This window comes from Amycolatopsis sp. NPDC051372, assembly GCF_040682095.1.
Lineage (GTDB): Bacteria > Actinomycetota > Actinomycetes > Mycobacteriales > Pseudonocardiaceae > Amycolatopsis.
In genome coordinates, this window is record NZ_JBFBAF010000009.1 from 18,407 (window position 1) to 35,847 (window position 17,441).

Sequence of the window (17,441 nt, forward strand, 5' to 3'; positions counted from 1 at the left end):
ATGACCTCGGCGCACACCGTACGGAACCGGCCCGCCCCCGCGAAGCCGTCCGGACGGCCCCCACGGCGACGAGCGCTCACGCTGCGGCAGCAGGAGAGCAGGGCCGGACTGGCCCTGCTCTCCCCGACCCTGATCATCGTGCTGGTGGTCGTGGTCCTGCCCGTGGTGTGGACGATCGTGCTGGCTTTCCAGCGGCTACGGCTCGCGACCCTGCAACGCGAAGGCATCTTCGGACGCTTCACAATGCAGAACTTCGCGAAGGTACTCGGCTCCCCGGACATGTGGAGCTCGCTCGTCACCACGCTGGTCTACACCATTGGCGGCACGGTGCTCTCCCTCGCGCTGGGGCTCATCGCGGCGCTCGCTCTGCGCAAGCCGTTCCGCGGACGGGGATTCCTGCGCAGCGCGATGCTGCTGCCCTACGTCTCGCCGGTGGTGGCGGCCACGTTCGTCTGGGAGATCATGCTCAGCCCCCAGTTCGGCGTGGTCAACGCCTGGGGCAAGAGCCTGTTCGGCTGGGACAAGCCCGTGGCGTTCCTCAGCCAGGAGTCCTCGACGATCTCGCTCTTCGGCTGGCACGTGCACTTGCCGCTGGCGCTGCTGGTGGTGATCGCGTTCGAGGGCTGGCGCTACTTCCCCTTCACGTTCCTGTTCCTCGTGGCCCGGCTGCAGGCCGTGCCGTCGGAGCTGGAAGAGGCCGCGCTCGTCGATGGGGCCACGCCGACGCAGCGCTTTCGCCACATCCTGCTGCCGCAGCTCTACCCCGTGCTCGCTCTGCTGTCGGTGCTGCGGTTCATCCTGACGTTCAACAAGTTCGACGACGTCTACCTGCTCACCGGCGGCGGCGCGGGGACCGACGTGCTGAGCGTGCGCGTCTACGACTTCCTCACCGCGCAGTTCGACATCGGCGGCGCGGCCGCGCAGGCACTGGTCCTCGCCGCGGTGCTGGTCGTGTTCCTGGCCATCTACCTGAAGTTCTTCGCCCCGGAGGATCGCGCGTGAACCGCATGACGTTCGAAACCCGGCTGTTCGGGGTGCTGCGCTGGGTCACGATCGTGCTGCTGGCGATCGCGACGCTGTTCCCCTTCTACTACATGGTGCTGCTTTCGGTGCGGTCGCAGGACTCCCTGCTGCAGCACCCGGGCGACATCCTGCCCAAACTGTCGGACTTCACCGTCACGACCTACACCACCGTGCTCAAGTCGGTGGACGCCGGCGGCGACGGGCTGCTGAGCCTGCTCGGCAACTCGGCGCTCGTGGCGGTCGGCACGGTCATCGTCACCCTGGCGTTGTCGCTGCCAGGCGCCTACGCGGCCAGCCGGCTGCGCTTCGCCGGACGCAAGCAGGTGCACTTCCTGTTCTTGGCCGTCTACCTGTTCCCGTCTATCCTTCTGGCGATCCCGCTGTTCGTGATCTTCAGCAAGGCGGGCCTGCGCGACTCTCTGGTGGGGCTGCTCGTGGTGTATGTGGCTCAGGCGTTGCCTGTGTCGATCTACATGCTGCGCAACTACCTCAGCACCATCCCCGAGAGCATCGAAGAAGCCGCCGCGATCGACGGCTGCGGCCGGCTGGGGACCATGTGGCGGGTCACGCTGCCGCTCGCGGCGCCGTCGATCGTCGCCACTGGTCTATACGTCTTCATGATCGCGTGGAACGAGTTCCTGTTCGCTTTGCTGTTCCTCGTCGAGGACCGCTCGAAGTGGACGGTGTCGCTCGGGTTGTCGCAGCTCGCCGGAGGGCTCGAGGTGCCCAAGACGGTGCTGATGGCCGGGTCGGTCGTACTCACGATCCCCATCGTGATCCTGTTCTTCGCGGCGGAACGGCTGCTCGCCGAAGGCCTGACCAGTGGCGCGGAAAAGGGGTAGGAGATCACTACAGTTGCTCCGGTGACGATGTCTTCCGGCTATCTGCTCTGGTTGGTCCGCACGGGGAAGGCCCGCACGCGCGCCGATCTCCAGCAGCACACGGGGTTGTCGCGGTCGACGGTGCAGCAGCGCCTCAAGCCGTTGTTCGACCGCGGATACCTGCGCTCCCACGGCACCGAGGACTCGACCGGCGGCCGGCCGTCGGTCCTGCTCGAGTTCACCGACGAAGGTGTCGTGCTCGTCGCCGACCTGGACACCGCCGACGCTCGGCTGGCCGTCGTCGACCTCGACGGGTGCCGGCTCGCCGAGGAGCGAATCGAGCTCGAGGTCGCGGCGGGCCCGGTACCGGTCCTGGACACGCTCGATGTCCGGTTCCGCGCTCTGCTCGACCGAACGGGCCGGCCCCCGGGCCAGGTGCGCGGCATCGGCGTCGGCGTGCCCGGGCCGGTCGAGTTCTCGACGGGCACCGTACGCCAGCCGCCGATCATGCCGGGCTGGGACGGCTACTCGATCGCCGACGACCTGGCCGGCCGCTGGTCCGTACCGGTGCTCGTGGACAACGACGCGAACATCATGGCGCTGGGCGAGCACACCCAGCACTACCCGGGCTCGTCGCCGCTGGTGCTGGTCAAGGTGTCGGCGGGCATCGGCTCCGGGCTGGTGTTCAACGGCGGCCTGCTGCGCGGCGTCGACGGCGGCGCCGGCGACATCGGGCACATCCGGCTGCCAGGCCACGATGACGCGGTCTGCATGTGCGGTTCCCACGGCTGCCTCGCCGCCGTCGCGAGCGGTGGCGCGCTCGCGCGCCGGCTCACCGAACGCGGGGTGCCGACACGGTCGAGCCGGGAGCTGGCCGAGCACCTCGCGGCAGGCCGGCCCGAGGCCGTCGAGCTCGCGCGGGAAGCCGGCCGGCTCGTCGGCGAGGTCTTGACCACGGTCGTGTGCATGGTCAACCCGGAGGTCCTCGTCATCGCCGGCGACCTCGCCGACACGCACTTCGTCACCGGCGTCCGGGAGGTCATCTACCAGAAGGCGCTGCCCCGTGCGACGAGGCACCTGCAGGTGACCAGCAGCAGCCTCGGCGACCTCGCCGGCCTGCACGGAGCGCAGGCCATGGTGCTGGACGCCGCCTACGCCCCCGCCGCCGTCGACGAGCGACTCGCCCGTGAAGGAGCATCGTGACCGAAACGCCCCTTCGGATCGGGCTGGTCGGAGCAGGTCCGTGGGCCCACACCATGCACGCCCCGACCTTCGCCGCCGGTCCCGAAACCACCCTCACCGCGGTGTACGCGCGCCGCGCCGAGGCGGCCGCGGAACTCGCCGGGAAGTACGGCGCCGTCGCGACGACCGACTTCGACGCGCTGCTCGGCACCTGCGATGCCGTCGCGTTCGCGGTCCGCCCCGACGTCCAGGCCGACCTGGCGCGACGCGCCGCACGGGCCGGAAAAGCGGTGCTGCTGGAGAAACCGGTCGCGCTGACGTTGCCCGCGGCCCGCGAGCTCGCCGACACCATCGAGATCGCGGGTGTCGTGAGCCAGCTGGTCCTGACCAAGCGCTACCTGCCCGCGACCCGCGAGTTCCTCGACCGGGCGCGCTCGTTCGACACCGTCGGCGCCCGCTCGTGCTACCTGCACGGCGCCTTCCTCGGCGGCGACCTGGCCACCGGCTGGCGCCTCGAACACGGCGCGCTGCCCGACCTCGGCCCCCATGTGCTCGACCTGCTCGAATCCGCGCTCGGCCCCATCCACGCCATCCGCGCCACCGGCGACTCGACGAAGTGGATCGAGCTGACCTGCGAACACGAGTCCGGCGCGGTCAGCCAGGCCTCGTTGTCCGGCGTGATCGGCCTCGCCCGGCCGCGCACGACCGTGGAGCTGTACGGTCCCGCCGGCGCGCTGACCTACGACACCGCGGCCCTCGACCACACCGAAGCGTGGCCGATCTTGCGTGCCGAGTTCGCCGCGGCCGTCCGCGCGGGCCGCTCTTCGGCGCTCGACGTGCGGCGCGGGGTCCGGCTGCAGGAGCTGATCGCTCAAGCAGCCGGCTCCCTTCACGCCGCGAGCTGACTCGGGGTCATCCGCTCGGCACCGGCACCGCTGGGGTCGCGCCGTGCCATCGCTGATCGCGACATCCGCGTGGACCACGCGCAGCGGGAAATCGTTCGTCCACAACGGTTACGGGGAAAAGGTCATTCGAGTTTCGTGCACGCCTCGGATCGCCGATGGTCAGCTCAGGTCGCGTTTCCGAGGGCGCCCGCCGCCGGCGCCGCGACCGGGCCGCCCGTGTCCCAGGCTTCGATCTCGGGGCGACGGCTACGGGCCCAGCCCGGCGTGCGCCGGCGGAAGTTGGCGGCGTGCAGCGCCTTACGCAGGGACCGCCACGTCCCACGGACCTCGGCGATCAGCGCTTGTTCTCCGACAAGGTCTGGTCACCGGAAGCGCTCATTGACGAGCTCGAGCGTCTTGAAGCGGCCGCCCGATCCGACCTGATCGCGTGTTGCAGGAGGCATCACGAACGGCGCGCTCCACACGCCCCTCGGACACACACGTGTCAATGAGCTGGGCAACCAGTTCGGCATCGACCGCCGAACCGTTGGGGAGTTCTTCACCCGCAATGGTCTCCGGTCCGACCATCCAGGGTTATTCCCCTCCCCGAGCCGACCGGCGACCGTTCAGTCGAGCATGCCGCGGGCCAGCCAGTCGTCGGCATCCCGGACGCCGGGCAGGGCGAAGAAGTAGCCGCCGCCGAAAGGTGAGACGTAGTCGACCAGTGGTTCGTCGATGAGCAACGTCTGGAGGGCGACGAACTGCCGGTCGAGGTCGGCGTTGAAGCAGATGAAGATCATCCCCATGTCGAGCTGCCCGTTGCGCTCGATGCCGGCGCTGTAGTTGAAGCCGCGGCGCAGCATCCGTCGGTCGTCGGCCGTGCCGTCGTGCGGGTTGGCGAGCCGGATGTGCGCTGTCAGCGGCACGGTGTTGCCGTGCGCGTCCCTGAAGTAGCTGGGGAGCTGGAACTCCTCCTGGCCGGCTACTCGTTCGCCCGGGCGGCCGGACAACGGTGCGCCGGTGTCGCGGTCACGGCCGAAGATGCGCTGCTGCTCGTTGATCGAGATCCGGTCCCAGAATTCGACGAACATCCGGATCAGGCGGACCACGTGGTAGGAACCGTCGGTGACCCAGTCTGGTTCGTCGCCGCCTGCTTTGGTCCACACCAGTTGATCGATGAGATCGGGATGGTCGAGGATCTCCGTGTTGGCTGTGCCGTCCTTGAAGCCGAACAGGTTGCGGGGCGTCCCACTCGGCCGCGGCGGGCTGGTGAAGCCCTCCATCTGCCACAGCACCTGCAGGTCGGCCCGGGTCGTGCGCATCAGGATGCGCAGCGCGTGCAGCACGGTGTCAGGGTGATCGGCGCAGATCTGCAACAGCAGGTCGCCGTCGCAGCGCTCGGGGTCGAGCGCGTCGTTCGGGAACTCGTCCATCGCGCGTAGCCGGGCCGGTTTGACGCCCGCGAGACCGAACCGGTCGTCGAACAGGCTCGCACCGACACTGACCGTGACGGTGAGACCGTCGGGCACCGTGCCCGGGCCGAGCATGCCGTTCTCGTACGGGGTGGACACGAGCCCGTCGTCGCTGCCGCGCCCGGCCGGGGCGTCGCCCCCGTCGACCAGGTAGCGGATCGTCGCCGTCAGCGTCTGGAACATCCGCCGCAATGCCGGCCGGTCTGCCGCGGTCACGAGGAACGCGACGACGATCGCGGTGCGCTGCGGGGGCTCGAGAATGCCGGCCTGGTGGGTGCCTTCGAACGGCCGGCTCGCCGGCACGGCGGTGTCGCGTTCAGTCATGGGTGATCGGGCCTCGGTCGCGGGTGGCGTTGCGCGGGTCGATGACGACCGCGGCGTGGGAGAGCAATTCGACGCTGTGCTGCACTGCCGCGTTGAGCGCGGCCCGCTGCCGAATGGGCAGTGACGCCAATCCGACCCAGCCGTCGGCGTGGAGGTGGCTGCGGATCAACTGCTGGGTGAGCCGCAGCTGCTGGTCGGTCTGGTCCAGGTACGGGTCAAGCTTGCGCAGGATCGGTCGCAGCGGGTCCAGCGCCTGCCAGACCCCGGTGAGGTTCGCGTCCACGGTCGCCAGCTCGGTCTGGCTGCCGGCGTCGCCGATCCCGTTGAGGTCCCACTGCAAGGCATCCTCGAGGATCTCGTGAGCCCGCCGGCCCATGTCGATCGGCGTGATCGCGTTCGGCAGCGCCAGCTCGTCGGTGAGCCGCCCGATCGCCTCGAGCAACGCGTCGACGTGCGGCACGATCGTCGCCGCCGGCCGGTCACCCCACAGCATCGCCTCGATCTTGCGGAAGCCGGTGAAGTCCGCGTCCGCGAGGCGCGCGGGAGCGACTCCGCGCGGCGGGTCCGCGTTGATGTCGTCGCCGGTCTCGTCATACGCCCGGTAGGCGCCGCCCAGTGTCTCGTAGGTGAGGTGGGCGATCAGCCAGTCGCGTTTGGCGGCCGCCGCATCGCCGGCTTCCAGGTCGCCGCGCAGCCGTGTGACCTGTTGGGTGAGCGCGGGCAGCTGTCCGGTGATCCAGCCGACGTAGTCGTTGATCGGGATCCGCAGGTCCAGCGCAGTCACGGGGATGATCCCGTACACGTCGTAGGGCAACGGGTCACCTGTGACGATGACCGGCAGGCTGTACTTGATCGTGTAGTCGGTGATGCAGACCCAGCGGTACGTTCCGGGCGGCACCGATGCCGTGACCGTGCGGCTGACGCCGCGGCCGAAGTGCTCGACCTCGACGTAGATCCGCTCAGTCGCGGGGTCCTCCAGATAGATCTCCGCGCCGGCGCCCTCGTTGTTGACGAACACGAAGTCGTAGCGGCCGGCCGGTCCGCCGAGCCAGTCGTCGATGCCGTAGGGCGATCCGACGACCAGGACAACGGTCTGCGGCCGGGGTGGTGCGGCCGAGGCCGTCGTGATGCTCACCGAGCCCAGCTTGGGTGGCGGTCGTGAACGCGTTCGATGACGCCCATTGCGCACCGGTGAACAGCGGGTGACTCGATTGCGTTTTATCCGGGCAACCCCGACGGAGCGAAATCGCGGACGCCCTGAGACTTCCCGGAACGTTCACAACCTGATTCTCGCGGCGCCGAGACTTGCGGCAGTTGACTTTGCGGGGTTGGCGATTCAGGCCGACTCCCCACCACGAGAACCGAGGTACAAGCCCCATGTCGCAGAACGATTCGGACGGCACGAGACCGACGGCGGACCGCAACCGGATCTCCCGGCGCCGGCTGATCCAGGCCGCGGGAGCCGCGGGTGCCGCGGTCGCCGCCGGCGGGCTGGCGGCCGCCCCGGCCGAGGCCGCAGCCGACTCGGCCGTCCCGGTTGTGGCCGCAGCGGACGGCAAGCCCGGCTCGAAGCCGGTGCACCGCACGGGCACGATCAAGGACTTGAAGCACGTCGTGATCCTGATGCAGGAGAACCGGTCGTTCGATCACTACTTCGGCACCCTCGACCTGGCCGGCGCGCGCGGCTTCGGCGACAAGCAGGTGCTGACCTGGCAGAACGGCCAGACGATCTACTACGACCCCAACAGCCGTGCCGAGGGCTACCTGCTGCCCTACCACGGTGACAGCCTGAAGTACAACGCGCAGAACACCAGCGCGCGGAACCGGTACTTCATGGAAGCCGACGTGCCGTGGCACCACGCGATCGCCAAGGCTTACACCATCGGTGACCACTACTTCTGCTCGCTGGACACCAGCACCAGCCCGAACCGCATCATGATGTGGGCCGGCACCAACGACGCGGCCGGCACCCAGGGTGGTCCGGTCGTCAACAACAACGGCGACTACGGCTACGCCTACAAGTTCAAGACCTACCCGGAAACGCTGCAGGACGCCGGCGTCAGCTGGCAGATCTACGTCAACAACGACACCGACGACAACTTCCTCGGTGACTACACCGACAACACGGTCCGTTCGTTCGCGGCGTTCGACCCGAAGAACGCGAACCCGCAGAACACCATGCCCCGCGAGGGCCTGCTTGCCCGCGGCGGCGTGGTGCACGCCCACACCACGCAGCCCGCCGGCATCAAGAACGACACCTCCAACATCGACTACGTGCTGGGGGACTTCATCGCCGACTGCAAGTCGGGCGACCTCCCCGAGGTGTCCTGGGTCGTCGCGCCCGCAGCGTGGACCGAGCACCCGACGTACGCCCCGAACAACGGCGCGGTCTACACCGACCGGGTGATCCAGGCGGTGCACGACAACCCCGAACTGTGGGAGTCGACGCTGATCATCCTGAACTACGACGAGCCCGACCACGCGAACCGCATCGGTGAAGGCGGCTTCTTCGACCACGTCGTGCCGCCGATCCCCGAGGTGGGCACCGTCGGCGAGCGCGCGCCCGGGATCAAGCCCGGCATGGGCGGTCGCGTGCCGTTCGTGCTGGTCTCGCCGTGGACCCGTGGTGGCTTCGTCAACTCCGAGGTCTTCGACCACACCTCGACGATCCAGCTGATCGAGGAGTGGACCAAGAGCCTCGGCAAGCCGGCCATCTGCAACAACATCAACGACTGGCGGCGCAGCGTCTCCGGCAACCTGCTCTCGGCGATCGACTTCGGCAACTTCGACACGTCCTTCCCGAAGCTGCCGAAGCCGGCCGACCTGCTCAAGTCGGTCGTCGCCGACGCCAGCCTGCCGGCAGTGCCCCAGCCGGCCGTCGGTGCGCAGGTCATGCCGACCCAGCGGATCACCGGCAAGGCGAAGCGGAGCCCGCTGTCGTTCCAGCCCAACGGCGTCCTCGTCGAGAACCACGACACCGGGTCCGCCACCGCGACCTTCACCGTCGAAGGCGGGCCCACGGGCAAGGCGATCAACCTGGTCGGGCTGGCCGACAAGTACGTGCCCGCGCTGGCCGGCGCCGAGCCGCTCGGCATCGGCCAGGACGCGCTGCCCCTCACAGCCGGCAACCACCATCCGAAGTCGTACACCTGGGACACCAAGGCGACGAACGGCAAGTACGCGTTCACCTTCTACGGGCCCGACCACTTCATCCGGTCCTTCGCCGGCACCGTCGTCCCGGCCAACGACCGGACCTCGGCCCAGCCGCGAGTCGACGTTCGGCTGGTCAAGGGGCACGCCCAGGGCAAGTCGTCCGACGCGACTGTCCAGTTCACCCTGTCCGCCGACGGCCGCCGGTCGGTGACCTACACGCTGACCGCGAACGACTTCGCCGGGAGGAAGACGACCATCGAGGTGCCCGCCGGCAAGCACAGCATCGTCACCTGGCCGACCGAGGACGGCTACTACGACGTGATCATCACTGCAAAGGAGTCTGCCGACTTCATGCAGCGGTTCGCCGGTCGCGCTGCGGAGAAGTGAGCCTTTCGCTCGCCGTTTTGAGCTAGTCGCGATGTGCCCGCGTTCCCACCGGATCGCGGGCACATCGCGCTGCTTTGCGCTCTGTCCGCGCGCACCGCCCGATACCGGCCCCGTAGTGCGTAATCGGAGAACAGCCCCTTGAGTTCCCGCGCAGGCCCCCGCTTCTCCGGGCCGACATGTCAGCGGCCGGTGCGGCGACAGCCGGAACACTCCCGCCCGCAGCCACCGCGACTGCGGCCGGCCACCGCACGCACACGCCCCGGCTTGACCTTGAGGTCCACGAAGCCGTGGTCGGTCCGGGTCACGATCACCCGGCCGACCGGTGGATTCCAGACCCGGTTTGCCGGGCTGGGAGTCCGCGACCTTCTCCCCCACCGTCACCGACGCGATCGCCTTAAGCGAACCGTCCACCATCAATACTTTGGTCGCCGACGAAACTGTGCGTACAGTCGCCGTTCGCCGACGGGGCGCGGCCACGGGCACTGCGCAGACCACCCAGCGCGCCGAACGCCGCACCACCCACACCACCCGCCCCGCCGCGGCGGAGACCGCCGCCCAGCGAGCAGCAGCTCGCTCGTGCTCAAGGTGGTCCTCCCGGCCGGCGAATCCGGTTCCGCTGCTCCCGCGGTCAGTCCGTGAGCTCGGCGGGTACTGCGATCACGTCGACGAGGGCGCCGTTGCGGAGCACGGTGACCTCCATCTGCCGGCCGATCGCGTCGGAGAACAGGCGTTTCTGGAGTGATTGGGCGTTGCGGAGCGGGGCTCCGTCGACGGCGAGGACGAGGTCGGCCGGCTTCAGTCCGCTGCGCGCGGCGGGGCTGGCGTCCACCACCTCGACGATGCGCAACGCGGTGCGTTGTCCGAATCGTTCGGCTTGGGCCGGCGTCAGGGGCGCCGGGGTGGTCACCAGGCCGAGATACGCGCGGCGGACTCGGCCGTCGTGCATCAGTGCGTGGATGATCCGGTGGGTGGTGGCGTTGATCGGGACGGCCAGTCCGAGGCCGAAGCCGGCGACCGCGGTGCTGATGCCGATGATCCGGCCGTGGCTGTCGGCCAGCGCGCCGCCGGAGTTGCCGGGGTTGAGCGCGGCGTCGGTTTGGATGACGTTCTCGATCAGCCGCGCGGCGGTGCGGGTGCGGGCCGGAATGCTGCGGCCGAGTGCGCTGACCACTCCGGCGGTGACGGTGCCGGCCAGGCCGAGCGGGTTGCCGACGGCGACGACGAGGGAGCCGACGAGAAGGTTGTCGGCGTCGCCATAGTCCGGTGGGGCAGGGATTTCCCGGTCGGCGCGGATCACGGCGATGTCGGAGAGGGGATCGCGTCCCACGACGTCGAAGTGCGCGACGGTGCCGTCGGCGAACTCCGCGGTGCCATGGTGGCCGCCGGAGAGGACGTGGGAGTTGGTGATCAGGTGGGATTCGCTGGTCAGGACGACGGCCGACCCGGCGGATTCCCCGCTGCGGGACCGGATGGTCAATGCCGCGACGCGTGGTGTGAGCTGCTTGGCGACGGAAGTGACGATTGCCGAGTAGACGTCCAGTGCGTCGGGCTCCGCCTTGTCGTTGTCCATGTCATGCAAACGCGTCTCGTCGTGTGCCCGATTCCGTGGTTCACCGTCAGCGAACTGCGCCTCGGCGTTGGCGGTGTTGCCATCGGCCTGCTGACGGTATCGCTATCGGGAACCCTGCCGGATCACACTCGGTTCCTCCGCTCACCGTCCGGCTCGCCGAACAGTTCCGGGGTGACGTTCTCGTCGTAGCGGTGCAATGCGAGCGCCCGCGCGTAGCGTTGCGCCACCCGGGTCATCGCCGGCTCGCCCGGTGCCTCGGTCACGCCGAAGACGGTTCCCTGGTAGTCGAGCGGTTCCATCACCGAGGCGATGCGTTCCCGTTGCTGCGGTGGGATCAGCTGGACCGGGTTACCACCGGCGAACCAGCCGATCGGCACCGCCGTTCCCGGCGGCACCACGGTGTTGACGTGCACCACGGCCCCGAACTCGACATCGGCGCCGGAGCCGATGCGCGCGCCGTTGTAGATCATCGCTCCGGTCGCCACTCGCGCGTTGCCGTCGATGACGCAGCCACTGAGGTGGGCGTGCGGCCCAACCAGGACGTGGTCCCCCAGACGAACCGGATGGCGCAGGGAGCCTCGTAGCACTGCGTGCTCCATGATCACGCAGTGCGCGCCGATCTCGACCGGCCCTCCCTCCGCGGTGAGCACGGCGCCGAAGAGGACCCGGCTGTGCGGCCCGACGGTCACGTCACCACACAGCACGGCTGTCGGGGCGATGTACACGGACTTGTCGACGCGCGGGTGCCGATGCTGGTGTTCGATGAAGACCGCGCCGCGGCCCACCGGATGCAGATAGTCCTCGGGAAAGGTCATCGCGGCCTCCGATCGGTGGGGAAGATCGGCACCGACGGCAACAGCGCTGCCGCGCCGGGACCGCACCACAGCACGACGCTACGCCCGACCTACAGCCACGGCCAGGCCATGTGCCGGCGAAGGCTCCAGCGTTCCATGCAGATCGAGGACGTGCGTCAGTCACCACACCGCCGGGGCGAGCCCGGCGCAACGAGAGTCCGCCGAAACCCACAGCAGCCGAGCCTGACGTCAGGAACGCAGTTGCAACGCCGCGGGTCGAATCGCGGCGGCGAGAGCGGGGTCCTCGCGGGCCGACGGTTCTTCACCGGCCGCGAGCACATTCGGATCCTGGTTGTTCGACGTCGTCAGCCCTCACACGTCGTAGTACAAGGCGAATTCGAACGGGTGCGGGCGCAACCGCAGCGGGTCGATCTCGTGCTCCCGTTTGAAGTCGATCCAGGTCTCGATCACGTCCATGGTGAACACGTCACCTTTGAGGAGGAACTCGTGGTCGGTTTCCAACCGGTCGATCACAGCCTCCAGTGATCCTGGAACTTGGGCGACATCGCGAGATTCCTCGGGCGGGAGCTCGTAGAGGTCCTTGTCGATCGGCGCCGCCGGCTCGATCTTGTTGCGGATCCCGTCGAGTCCGGCCATCAGCATGGCGGCGAACGCGAGGTAGGGATTGCCGGAGGAGTCGGGGCAACGGAACTCGATGCGCTTGGCCTGGGGACTGCTGCCGGTGATCGGGATTCGGACGCAGGCGGAGCGGTTGCGCTGGGAATACACGAGGTTGATCGGTGCCTCGTAGCCCGGGACGAGGCGGTGGTAGGAATTCACCGTCGGATTCGTGAAAGCGAGCAGGCTCGGCGCGTGGTGCAGAATGCCGCCGACGTAGTGGCGCCCGATATCGGACAGGCCGCCGTAACCGGTCTCGTCGTAGAACAGGGGCCCGTTCTCGTCCCACAGCGATTGGTGGCAATGCATGCCGGAGCCGTTGTCGCCGAAGAGCGGTTTGGGCATGAAAGTGACGGTCTTGCCGGCCGCCCACGCGGTGTTCTTCACGATGAACTTGAACAGCTGCAGGTCGTCCGCGGCGTGCAGGAGAGTGTTGAACTTGTAGTTGACCTCGGCCTGGCCGCCGCTGCCGACCTCGTGGTGGGCCTTCTCCACCTCGATTCCGACGCCGGCCAGGTTGCGCACGATCTCATCGCGCAGGTCGGCGAAGTGATCACGGGGTGGGACCGGGAAGTACCCGCCCTTGTACGGCGTCTTGTATCCCTGGTTTCCGCCGGCTTCGTCGGCGCCGGTGTTCCACCAGCCCTCGATCGAGTCGACTTCGTGGAAGGCGCCGTTCTCCGCGAAATCGAACCGGACGGAGTCGAAGATGTAGAACTCGGCCTCCGGCCCGAAGAACGCGCGGTCCGCGATGCTGGATTCCGTGATGTACTGCTCGGCCTTTCGGGCGATGTTGCGCGGGTCGCGGCTGTACGCCTCGCGAGTGAACGGGTCGTGCACGAAGAAGTTCATCGCGAGGGTCTTGTGGGTGCGGAACGGGTCGACGCGGGCGGTGACCGGGTCGGGAAGCAGCAGCATGTCCGACTCGTGAATGGACTGGAACCCGCGGACCGAGGAGCCGTCGAAGGCGAGCCCTTCGGTGAAAGAGTCCGCGTCGAAGGAGGCGGCCGGGACGGTGAAATGCTGCATGATGCCGGGCAGGTCGCAGAACTGGACGTCGATGAACTGGACGTCCTCATCGGCGACGAAACGGAGGATCTCATCGGCGTTGGTGAACATGTTCTCCGGTCTCCTTCGCGAGTATCGAGGACGGATTGCGGCGAGCTCAAGACACCAGGGCGACACCGATCGCGGCGGCGCCGAACCCGGGCACGGCGTCGGTGAAGGTGGGGATAACGGTGCGCTCTGTGATGCCTTTCCGCAAGACGGTGGTGGTCGCGCCGCCCAACAGGCAACCGGACGTGAGCGCGCTGGGGAACCCGATGCCGGCGGCAGCGAGTGGGCTGTGGCCCCGAATGCCGAGCAAGGCCGCGCCGGTGAGGAGGGCCGTTCCGAGTGGGCCGCCGAGCAGCATCCAGAGTTTCACGGGCCCGCACCCCAACCTGTGATCGCTGGGATCGTGAAACAGGGAGGGACTGTTGGCGGCCGAGACCGCGGTTCGGGTCCGGTGAGCCCCACCGCCGGCGCAAGTGCGCTGGAGGTTGAGATTACTGCATTTCGAGGACGTCTTCGGTGGAGCCGAAACTCCGTCGGTCCGGAGCAACGCCGAACCCAGGCGTCCTCCGGACCGACGACGGGCTACGAGTTCAGCAACCGCACGGTGAGCGGGCGGGCCGCCGGTTGCGCCGGCGTCCGCACGGTCACCGTCCTCGTCGCGGGGTCCCAGGCCCAGGACCCGTCGGCGCTGCGGTGACCGTCGATGAGCACCGCCGACGGCGCCTTGGTGTCGGTGAACTGGACGGTCCACGTGCGCTGCGCCGGCCTGCCCGGGTACGACCCGTGCATGGCGTCGATCGCGAGTGTCGCCGAGTGGGCCCCCTCGGTGTAGGTCATGCCGGTCGTGGCGCCCTTCGCGGAGGGCGACTGCCCGTCGTCCTCGTAGAGGGTGAACGCACCGTCGTGGCCGCCGGCCACGGTGACCGTCGCCGCGGTCAGCGGGTTGTTTTCGTCATGGGTCACGCTCCCGCTGCGGGTCACCATGATGCCGCCCGAGCGCAGGAACACCGGCATCGTGTCCCAGCCCGTGGTGATCTGCGCCGTGGTGCCGCCGTGGTAGATCTTCCCCGTGAAGTAGTCCGTCCAGTCGCTGCCGGGCGGGAACCACACACTCGTGGTGGCGGTGGCACCAGGGCTGGTCACCGGCGCCACCAACACGTCCGGGCCGTACAGGTACTCTCCGCCCGCCTGGGCGTAGGCCTCCTGCTGGCCCGGGTACTGCAGGTACAGCGGCCGCACGAGGGGCAGGCCCGTTGCGGTGGCCTCCTGCGCAAGCGTGTACGTGTACGGCACGAGATCTTCACGCAGGTTCAGGAACTTCGTCGCCGACGCGTCCGCGGCGGCACCGTACTGCCACGGCAACCGGTCGCTGTGGTTCGAATGCAGCCGGTCGATCGGCTGGAAGGTACCGAACTGCACCCAGCGCGCGTACAGGTCGTCCGGCAGCTTCGTGCTGCCCGGCTCGCTGCCCGGTTCCTGCAGGCCCCCGGTGTGGCCGCCGATGTCGTGGCTCACCGAGGCCAGGCCGGTAGCCGCGGACTCGCCGGGCGTGTAGCCGACCTCGAATCCCAGCGTGGCCCAGTCGGAAACGGTGTCGCCGGTGAAGTGCAGGGTGGTGCGCTTGTCCGCCCACGGCCCCGTGGGCACCGGGGTGGGCGAGCTGTAGCCACCGGCCTGCAGCGAGCCGTACGCGCGGGAGAACGCGAACCCGCGGCCGACGGTCTTCGCCGCGTCGTCGGCGTACTGCTGGTTGATCCACGCATCCGGCGTGACGCCGGCGAGGCTCGAGTTCGACCCGTCGCAGCACCAGTCGAGCCACCAGAGGTCGTTGCCTTGCTGCTCCATCGGCCGGTGCAGGTCGAAGTAGGCCTTCAACTGGTCCGGGTCGCCGAAGTCGAACACGTAGCAGTCGGTGCCGCCGCCCCCGCAGCTGCCGGGCTTCAGTTTGCCCTTCGCGGTCGCCTGCGCCGCCGGGAACTGCGGGTCGGAGGCGAGGATGCTCGGGTGGATGTTCAGCGCGGTGTGCAGGCCCTGGTCGTGCGCCCACTGGAAGAACGCCGCCGGGTCGGGGAACCGTGACGGATCGATTTCCCAGCCGTTCCACTTGTTCGGCGCCTTGAAGTCGGTGTCGACGACGAGCATGTCCAGCGGCACGTTCTCCGACTGGAACTTCGGCAGGATGTTCTGCTCGAAGTCCGCGGCCGTGCGGTCGTAGTACTCGGAGTACCAGACGCCGTACGACCAGCGCGGCAGCAGCAGCGAAGGTCCGGTCAGCTGGGACAGCTCACGCAGCGCGCGGGCGTAGTCCTGGCCATAGGCGAACACGTACCCGTCCTGGTAGGCCTTGCCACCATGCCCAGAGCGCTGCGTGACGACCTTGGTACGCGGGTCGTACAGTGCCGAGGCGGTGTCGTCGAGCAGCGACCAGCCGTCCTGGTAAAGGATCCCCGGTGCGGTGACGGCGGTGCCGTCCACGCCGTCGAGCCCGCGCCGGTAGCCGCCCAGCGCCGCGTGCGGGGCGAGCAGCGGCGAGTGGGGCCGGGCGATCGCGACGGTGTCGATGTTGAGGTGGCAGTTCGTCGAGTCGGGGCAGCCGAGCGTCACGGTGTTGGTGCCGGCCGCGAGCTTGACCGGGACGGCCGTGGTCCGCCACGAGTTCCAGCTGCTCGTCGCCGGCAGCGTGAGGCTGGTGGGTGCAGCGTCGCCCACCCGGAGGGACAGGGTGGTGGGTTGGGTCTGGCCGGAGACGGCGGTCGCGTCGGCGTAGCGCAGTTGCAGGTCGTACGAGCCCTTCGCGGGCACCCCGGTCACGGTGAGCGTGTCGGACGCGTCCGCCTTTTCCATGCCCGCGAGGAAGCTCTTGCCGGAGTAGCCGTCGTGGTCGCTCGCCGGGTGCGCGCCGCCGGCCAGGGCGCCCTGCTCGGCTTCGCAGAGGGCGCCCAAGGCGCACGGTGTGGGCGCGGGCGGAACGGGCTGCGGGTACGAGGCGCCCGTCGTGACCACGGCGAGGCTGTCGATGTTGACGTTGCCCGAGTCGGTGGCGCCGCGCTCGACGGTCACCTGGTGCTCCCCCGCGGACAACGTCACCGGCACGGTGGCGAGCGTCCAGGTGTCCCAGTCGGCGGTGGGCGGCAACGACACCGTGTGCGGGTCACCGCCGTCCACGAGGACCGTGAGCGTGCGCGTGGTGTGCTGCCCGTCGCCGCCGGACCCGTTGGCGTACCGCAGATCCAACTGGTAGGCGCCGGCCGCCGGGGCGGTCGTGCGGAACGCGAGGTCGTCGCCGGCGTTGGCGAAGCCCGCGGCGAAGCCGTCGCCGGCGTTGGCGAAGCCCGCGGCGAAGCCGTCGCCGGTGTAGCCGCGGTGGTCGCTCGCCGCGCCCGGCCCGGAAAGCTGCAGGTTCTCGGCCTCGCACAGGGTGCCGAACGCGCAGACGGGGGTCAGTTTGCCCTTCCAGGGGCCAGCCGTGACGTCCTGGTCGCCCGTACGAAGCTCGACGGTCAGATTGTCGTCGGAGAACGCCCCTGAGCCGAGTTTGTACCGCAACCGCACGGCGCTGGTCCGGATCGTCAGCCAGCCGTCACGCTTCGTTGTGGTGTACGGGGTTCTGGCGAAGCTGCCGCGGCCGACCGCGTTGAATGTCCCGGCATCGACGAAGGCGGAGTCGCCCGCGTACTCGGTCCGGATGAGCGTCGGCGAAAGAACCTCGAACCGCGCCTGCCCGGCCGTCACCGTTTGAGCGGCCAGGCCGGAAGCGGGCGCCGCACCGGCGGAAGCGCCGGTGGACACCAGCGTGCCCGCCAGACACAGCACGGCCAGCAGCCGCACCAAAGGTCGTCGTCGGACAGATGTTGCCCGTGTGGCCACCGTTGCCTCCTAGACAGATCTTCGGCGACGGTAGTTCGGCAACGATCAAGAATGAAGACGCGGGTTCAAGGTTGTCCGATGTTCTGTCCTGGCGGGCACTCACCACACAGCGCCGAGCGTGGGGCTCCGGGCGTGAAAGATATCCGTTCAAGGGAACGGTTTCCGGACGAGTTCGAGCACCTGGGCGATGGTTCGTACGGCTGGCCCTAGGCGACGCCACCTCCGGCGGA

General features: G+C 68.9%; 12 protein-coding genes. 5 read left to right on the top strand and 7 right to left on the bottom strand.

Features of this window, described 5'->3' with window-relative positions; genetic code table 11:
* From AB0M56_RS15485 to AB0M56_RS15500, 4 genes are read left to right on the top strand one after another with little or no spacing between them, the layout of a single operon-like run.
* Window positions 1-1,002 (top strand): sugar ABC transporter permease, encoded by a 1,002-nt coding sequence (locus AB0M56_RS15485; protein ID WP_364175784.1) that lies wholly within the window; start codon window positions 1-3, stop codon window positions 1,000-1,002.
* A gap of 5 nt (window positions 1,003-1,007) precedes the next feature.
* Window positions 1,008-1,865 carry a carbohydrate ABC transporter permease gene (locus AB0M56_RS15490; RefSeq protein ID WP_364175787.1) on the top strand — a complete coding sequence of 286 codons (858 nt, stop codon included), beginning with the start codon at window positions 1,008-1,010 and terminating at the stop codon, window positions 1,863-1,865.
* A gap of 27 nt (window positions 1,866-1,892) precedes the next feature.
* Window positions 1,893-3,047: an ROK family transcriptional regulator gene (locus tag AB0M56_RS15495; RefSeq protein WP_364176409.1), complete on the top strand. Its 1,155-nt coding sequence runs from the start codon at window positions 1,893-1,895 to the stop codon at window positions 3,045-3,047.
* Window positions 3,044-3,931: a Gfo/Idh/MocA family oxidoreductase gene (locus AB0M56_RS15500; protein WP_364175790.1), complete on the top strand. Its 888-nt coding sequence runs from the start codon at window positions 3,044-3,046 to the stop codon at window positions 3,929-3,931. The genes AB0M56_RS15495 and AB0M56_RS15500 overlap by 4 nt, the downstream gene beginning before the upstream one ends.
* Window positions 3,932-4,536: 605 nt before the next feature.
* Here AB0M56_RS15500 and AB0M56_RS15505 read toward each other — a convergent pair.
* Both AB0M56_RS15505 and AB0M56_RS15510 read right to left on the bottom strand, forming a co-directional pair.
* Entirely contained in the window at window positions 4,537-5,706 is a 1,170-nt protein-coding gene (locus tag AB0M56_RS15505) for a Dyp-type peroxidase (protein WP_364175793.1), read from the bottom strand.
* Window positions 5,699-6,841 (bottom strand): EfeM/EfeO family lipoprotein, encoded by a 1,143-nt coding sequence (locus tag AB0M56_RS15510; protein ID WP_364175796.1) that lies wholly within the window; start codon window positions 6,839-6,841, stop codon window positions 5,699-5,701. Before AB0M56_RS15510 ends, AB0M56_RS15505 begins: the two co-directional genes overlap by 8 nt.
* A 242-nt stretch (window positions 6,842-7,083) precedes the next feature.
* Here AB0M56_RS15510 and AB0M56_RS15515 point away from each other — a divergent pair, with 242 nt between their 5' ends.
* Entirely contained in the window at window positions 7,084-9,246 is a 2,163-nt protein-coding gene (locus tag AB0M56_RS15515) for an alkaline phosphatase family protein (RefSeq protein WP_364175798.1), read from the top strand.
* A gap of 628 nt (window positions 9,247-9,874) precedes the next feature.
* Here AB0M56_RS15515 and AB0M56_RS15520 read toward each other — a convergent pair.
* The 5 genes from AB0M56_RS15520 to AB0M56_RS15540 form a co-directional block, all read right to left on the bottom strand.
* Window positions 9,875-10,816 (bottom strand): trypsin-like peptidase domain-containing protein, encoded by a 942-nt coding sequence (locus AB0M56_RS15520; protein WP_364175801.1) that lies wholly within the window; start codon window positions 10,814-10,816, stop codon window positions 9,875-9,877.
* 122 nt (window positions 10,817-10,938) lie between these two features.
* Entirely contained in the window at window positions 10,939-11,631 is a 693-nt protein-coding gene (locus tag AB0M56_RS15525; RefSeq protein WP_364175803.1) for a gamma carbonic anhydrase family protein, read from the bottom strand.
* A 351-nt stretch (window positions 11,632-11,982) separates the two neighbouring features.
* On the bottom strand, window positions 11,983-13,407 hold the full coding sequence (gene glnA, locus AB0M56_RS15530; protein WP_364175805.1) for a type I glutamate--ammonia ligase: 1,425 nt from the start codon (window positions 13,405-13,407) through the stop codon (window positions 11,983-11,985).
* A 46-nt stretch (window positions 13,408-13,453) separates the two neighbouring features.
* A complete protein-coding gene (locus AB0M56_RS15535; RefSeq protein WP_364175807.1) occupies window positions 13,454-13,714 on the bottom strand; it encodes a hypothetical protein in 261 nt (86 codons plus the stop codon).
* Window positions 13,715-13,926: 212 nt separating this feature from the next.
* Window positions 13,927-17,172, bottom strand: a complete 3,246-nt coding sequence (locus tag AB0M56_RS15540) for a TIM-barrel domain-containing protein (RefSeq protein WP_364175810.1) — start codon at window positions 17,170-17,172, stop codon at window positions 13,927-13,929.
* Between the last annotated feature and the right edge of the window lie 269 nt (window positions 17,173-17,441).

Bases quoted from the DNA above. Each gene is read 5' to 3' on its own strand.
- AB0M56_RS15515 (WP_364175798.1), top strand. From the start codon at position 7,084: ATGTCGCAGAACGATTCGGACGGCACGAGACCGACGGCGGACCGCAAC.
- AB0M56_RS15525 (WP_364175803.1), bottom strand. From the start codon at position 11,631: ATGACCTTTCCCGAGGACTATCTGCATCCGGTGGGCCGCGGCGCGGTC.
- AB0M56_RS15485 (WP_364175784.1), top strand. From the start codon at position 1: ATGACCTCGGCGCACACCGTACGGAACCGGCCCGCCCCCGCGAAGCCG.
- AB0M56_RS15490 (WP_364175787.1), top strand. From the start codon at position 1,008: ATGACGTTCGAAACCCGGCTGTTCGGGGTGCTGCGCTGGGTCACGATC.
- glnA (WP_364175805.1), bottom strand. From the start codon at position 13,407: ATGTTCACCAACGCCGATGAGATCCTCCGTTTCGTCGCCGATGAGGAC.
- AB0M56_RS15495 (WP_364176409.1), top strand. From the start codon at position 1,893: ATGTCTTCCGGCTATCTGCTCTGGTTGGTCCGCACGGGGAAGGCCCGC.
- AB0M56_RS15505 (WP_364175793.1), bottom strand. From the start codon at position 5,706: ATGACTGAACGCGACACCGCCGTGCCGGCGAGCCGGCCGTTCGAAGGC.
- AB0M56_RS15520 (WP_364175801.1), bottom strand. From the start codon at position 10,816: ATGGACAACGACAAGGCGGAGCCCGACGCACTGGACGTCTACTCGGCA.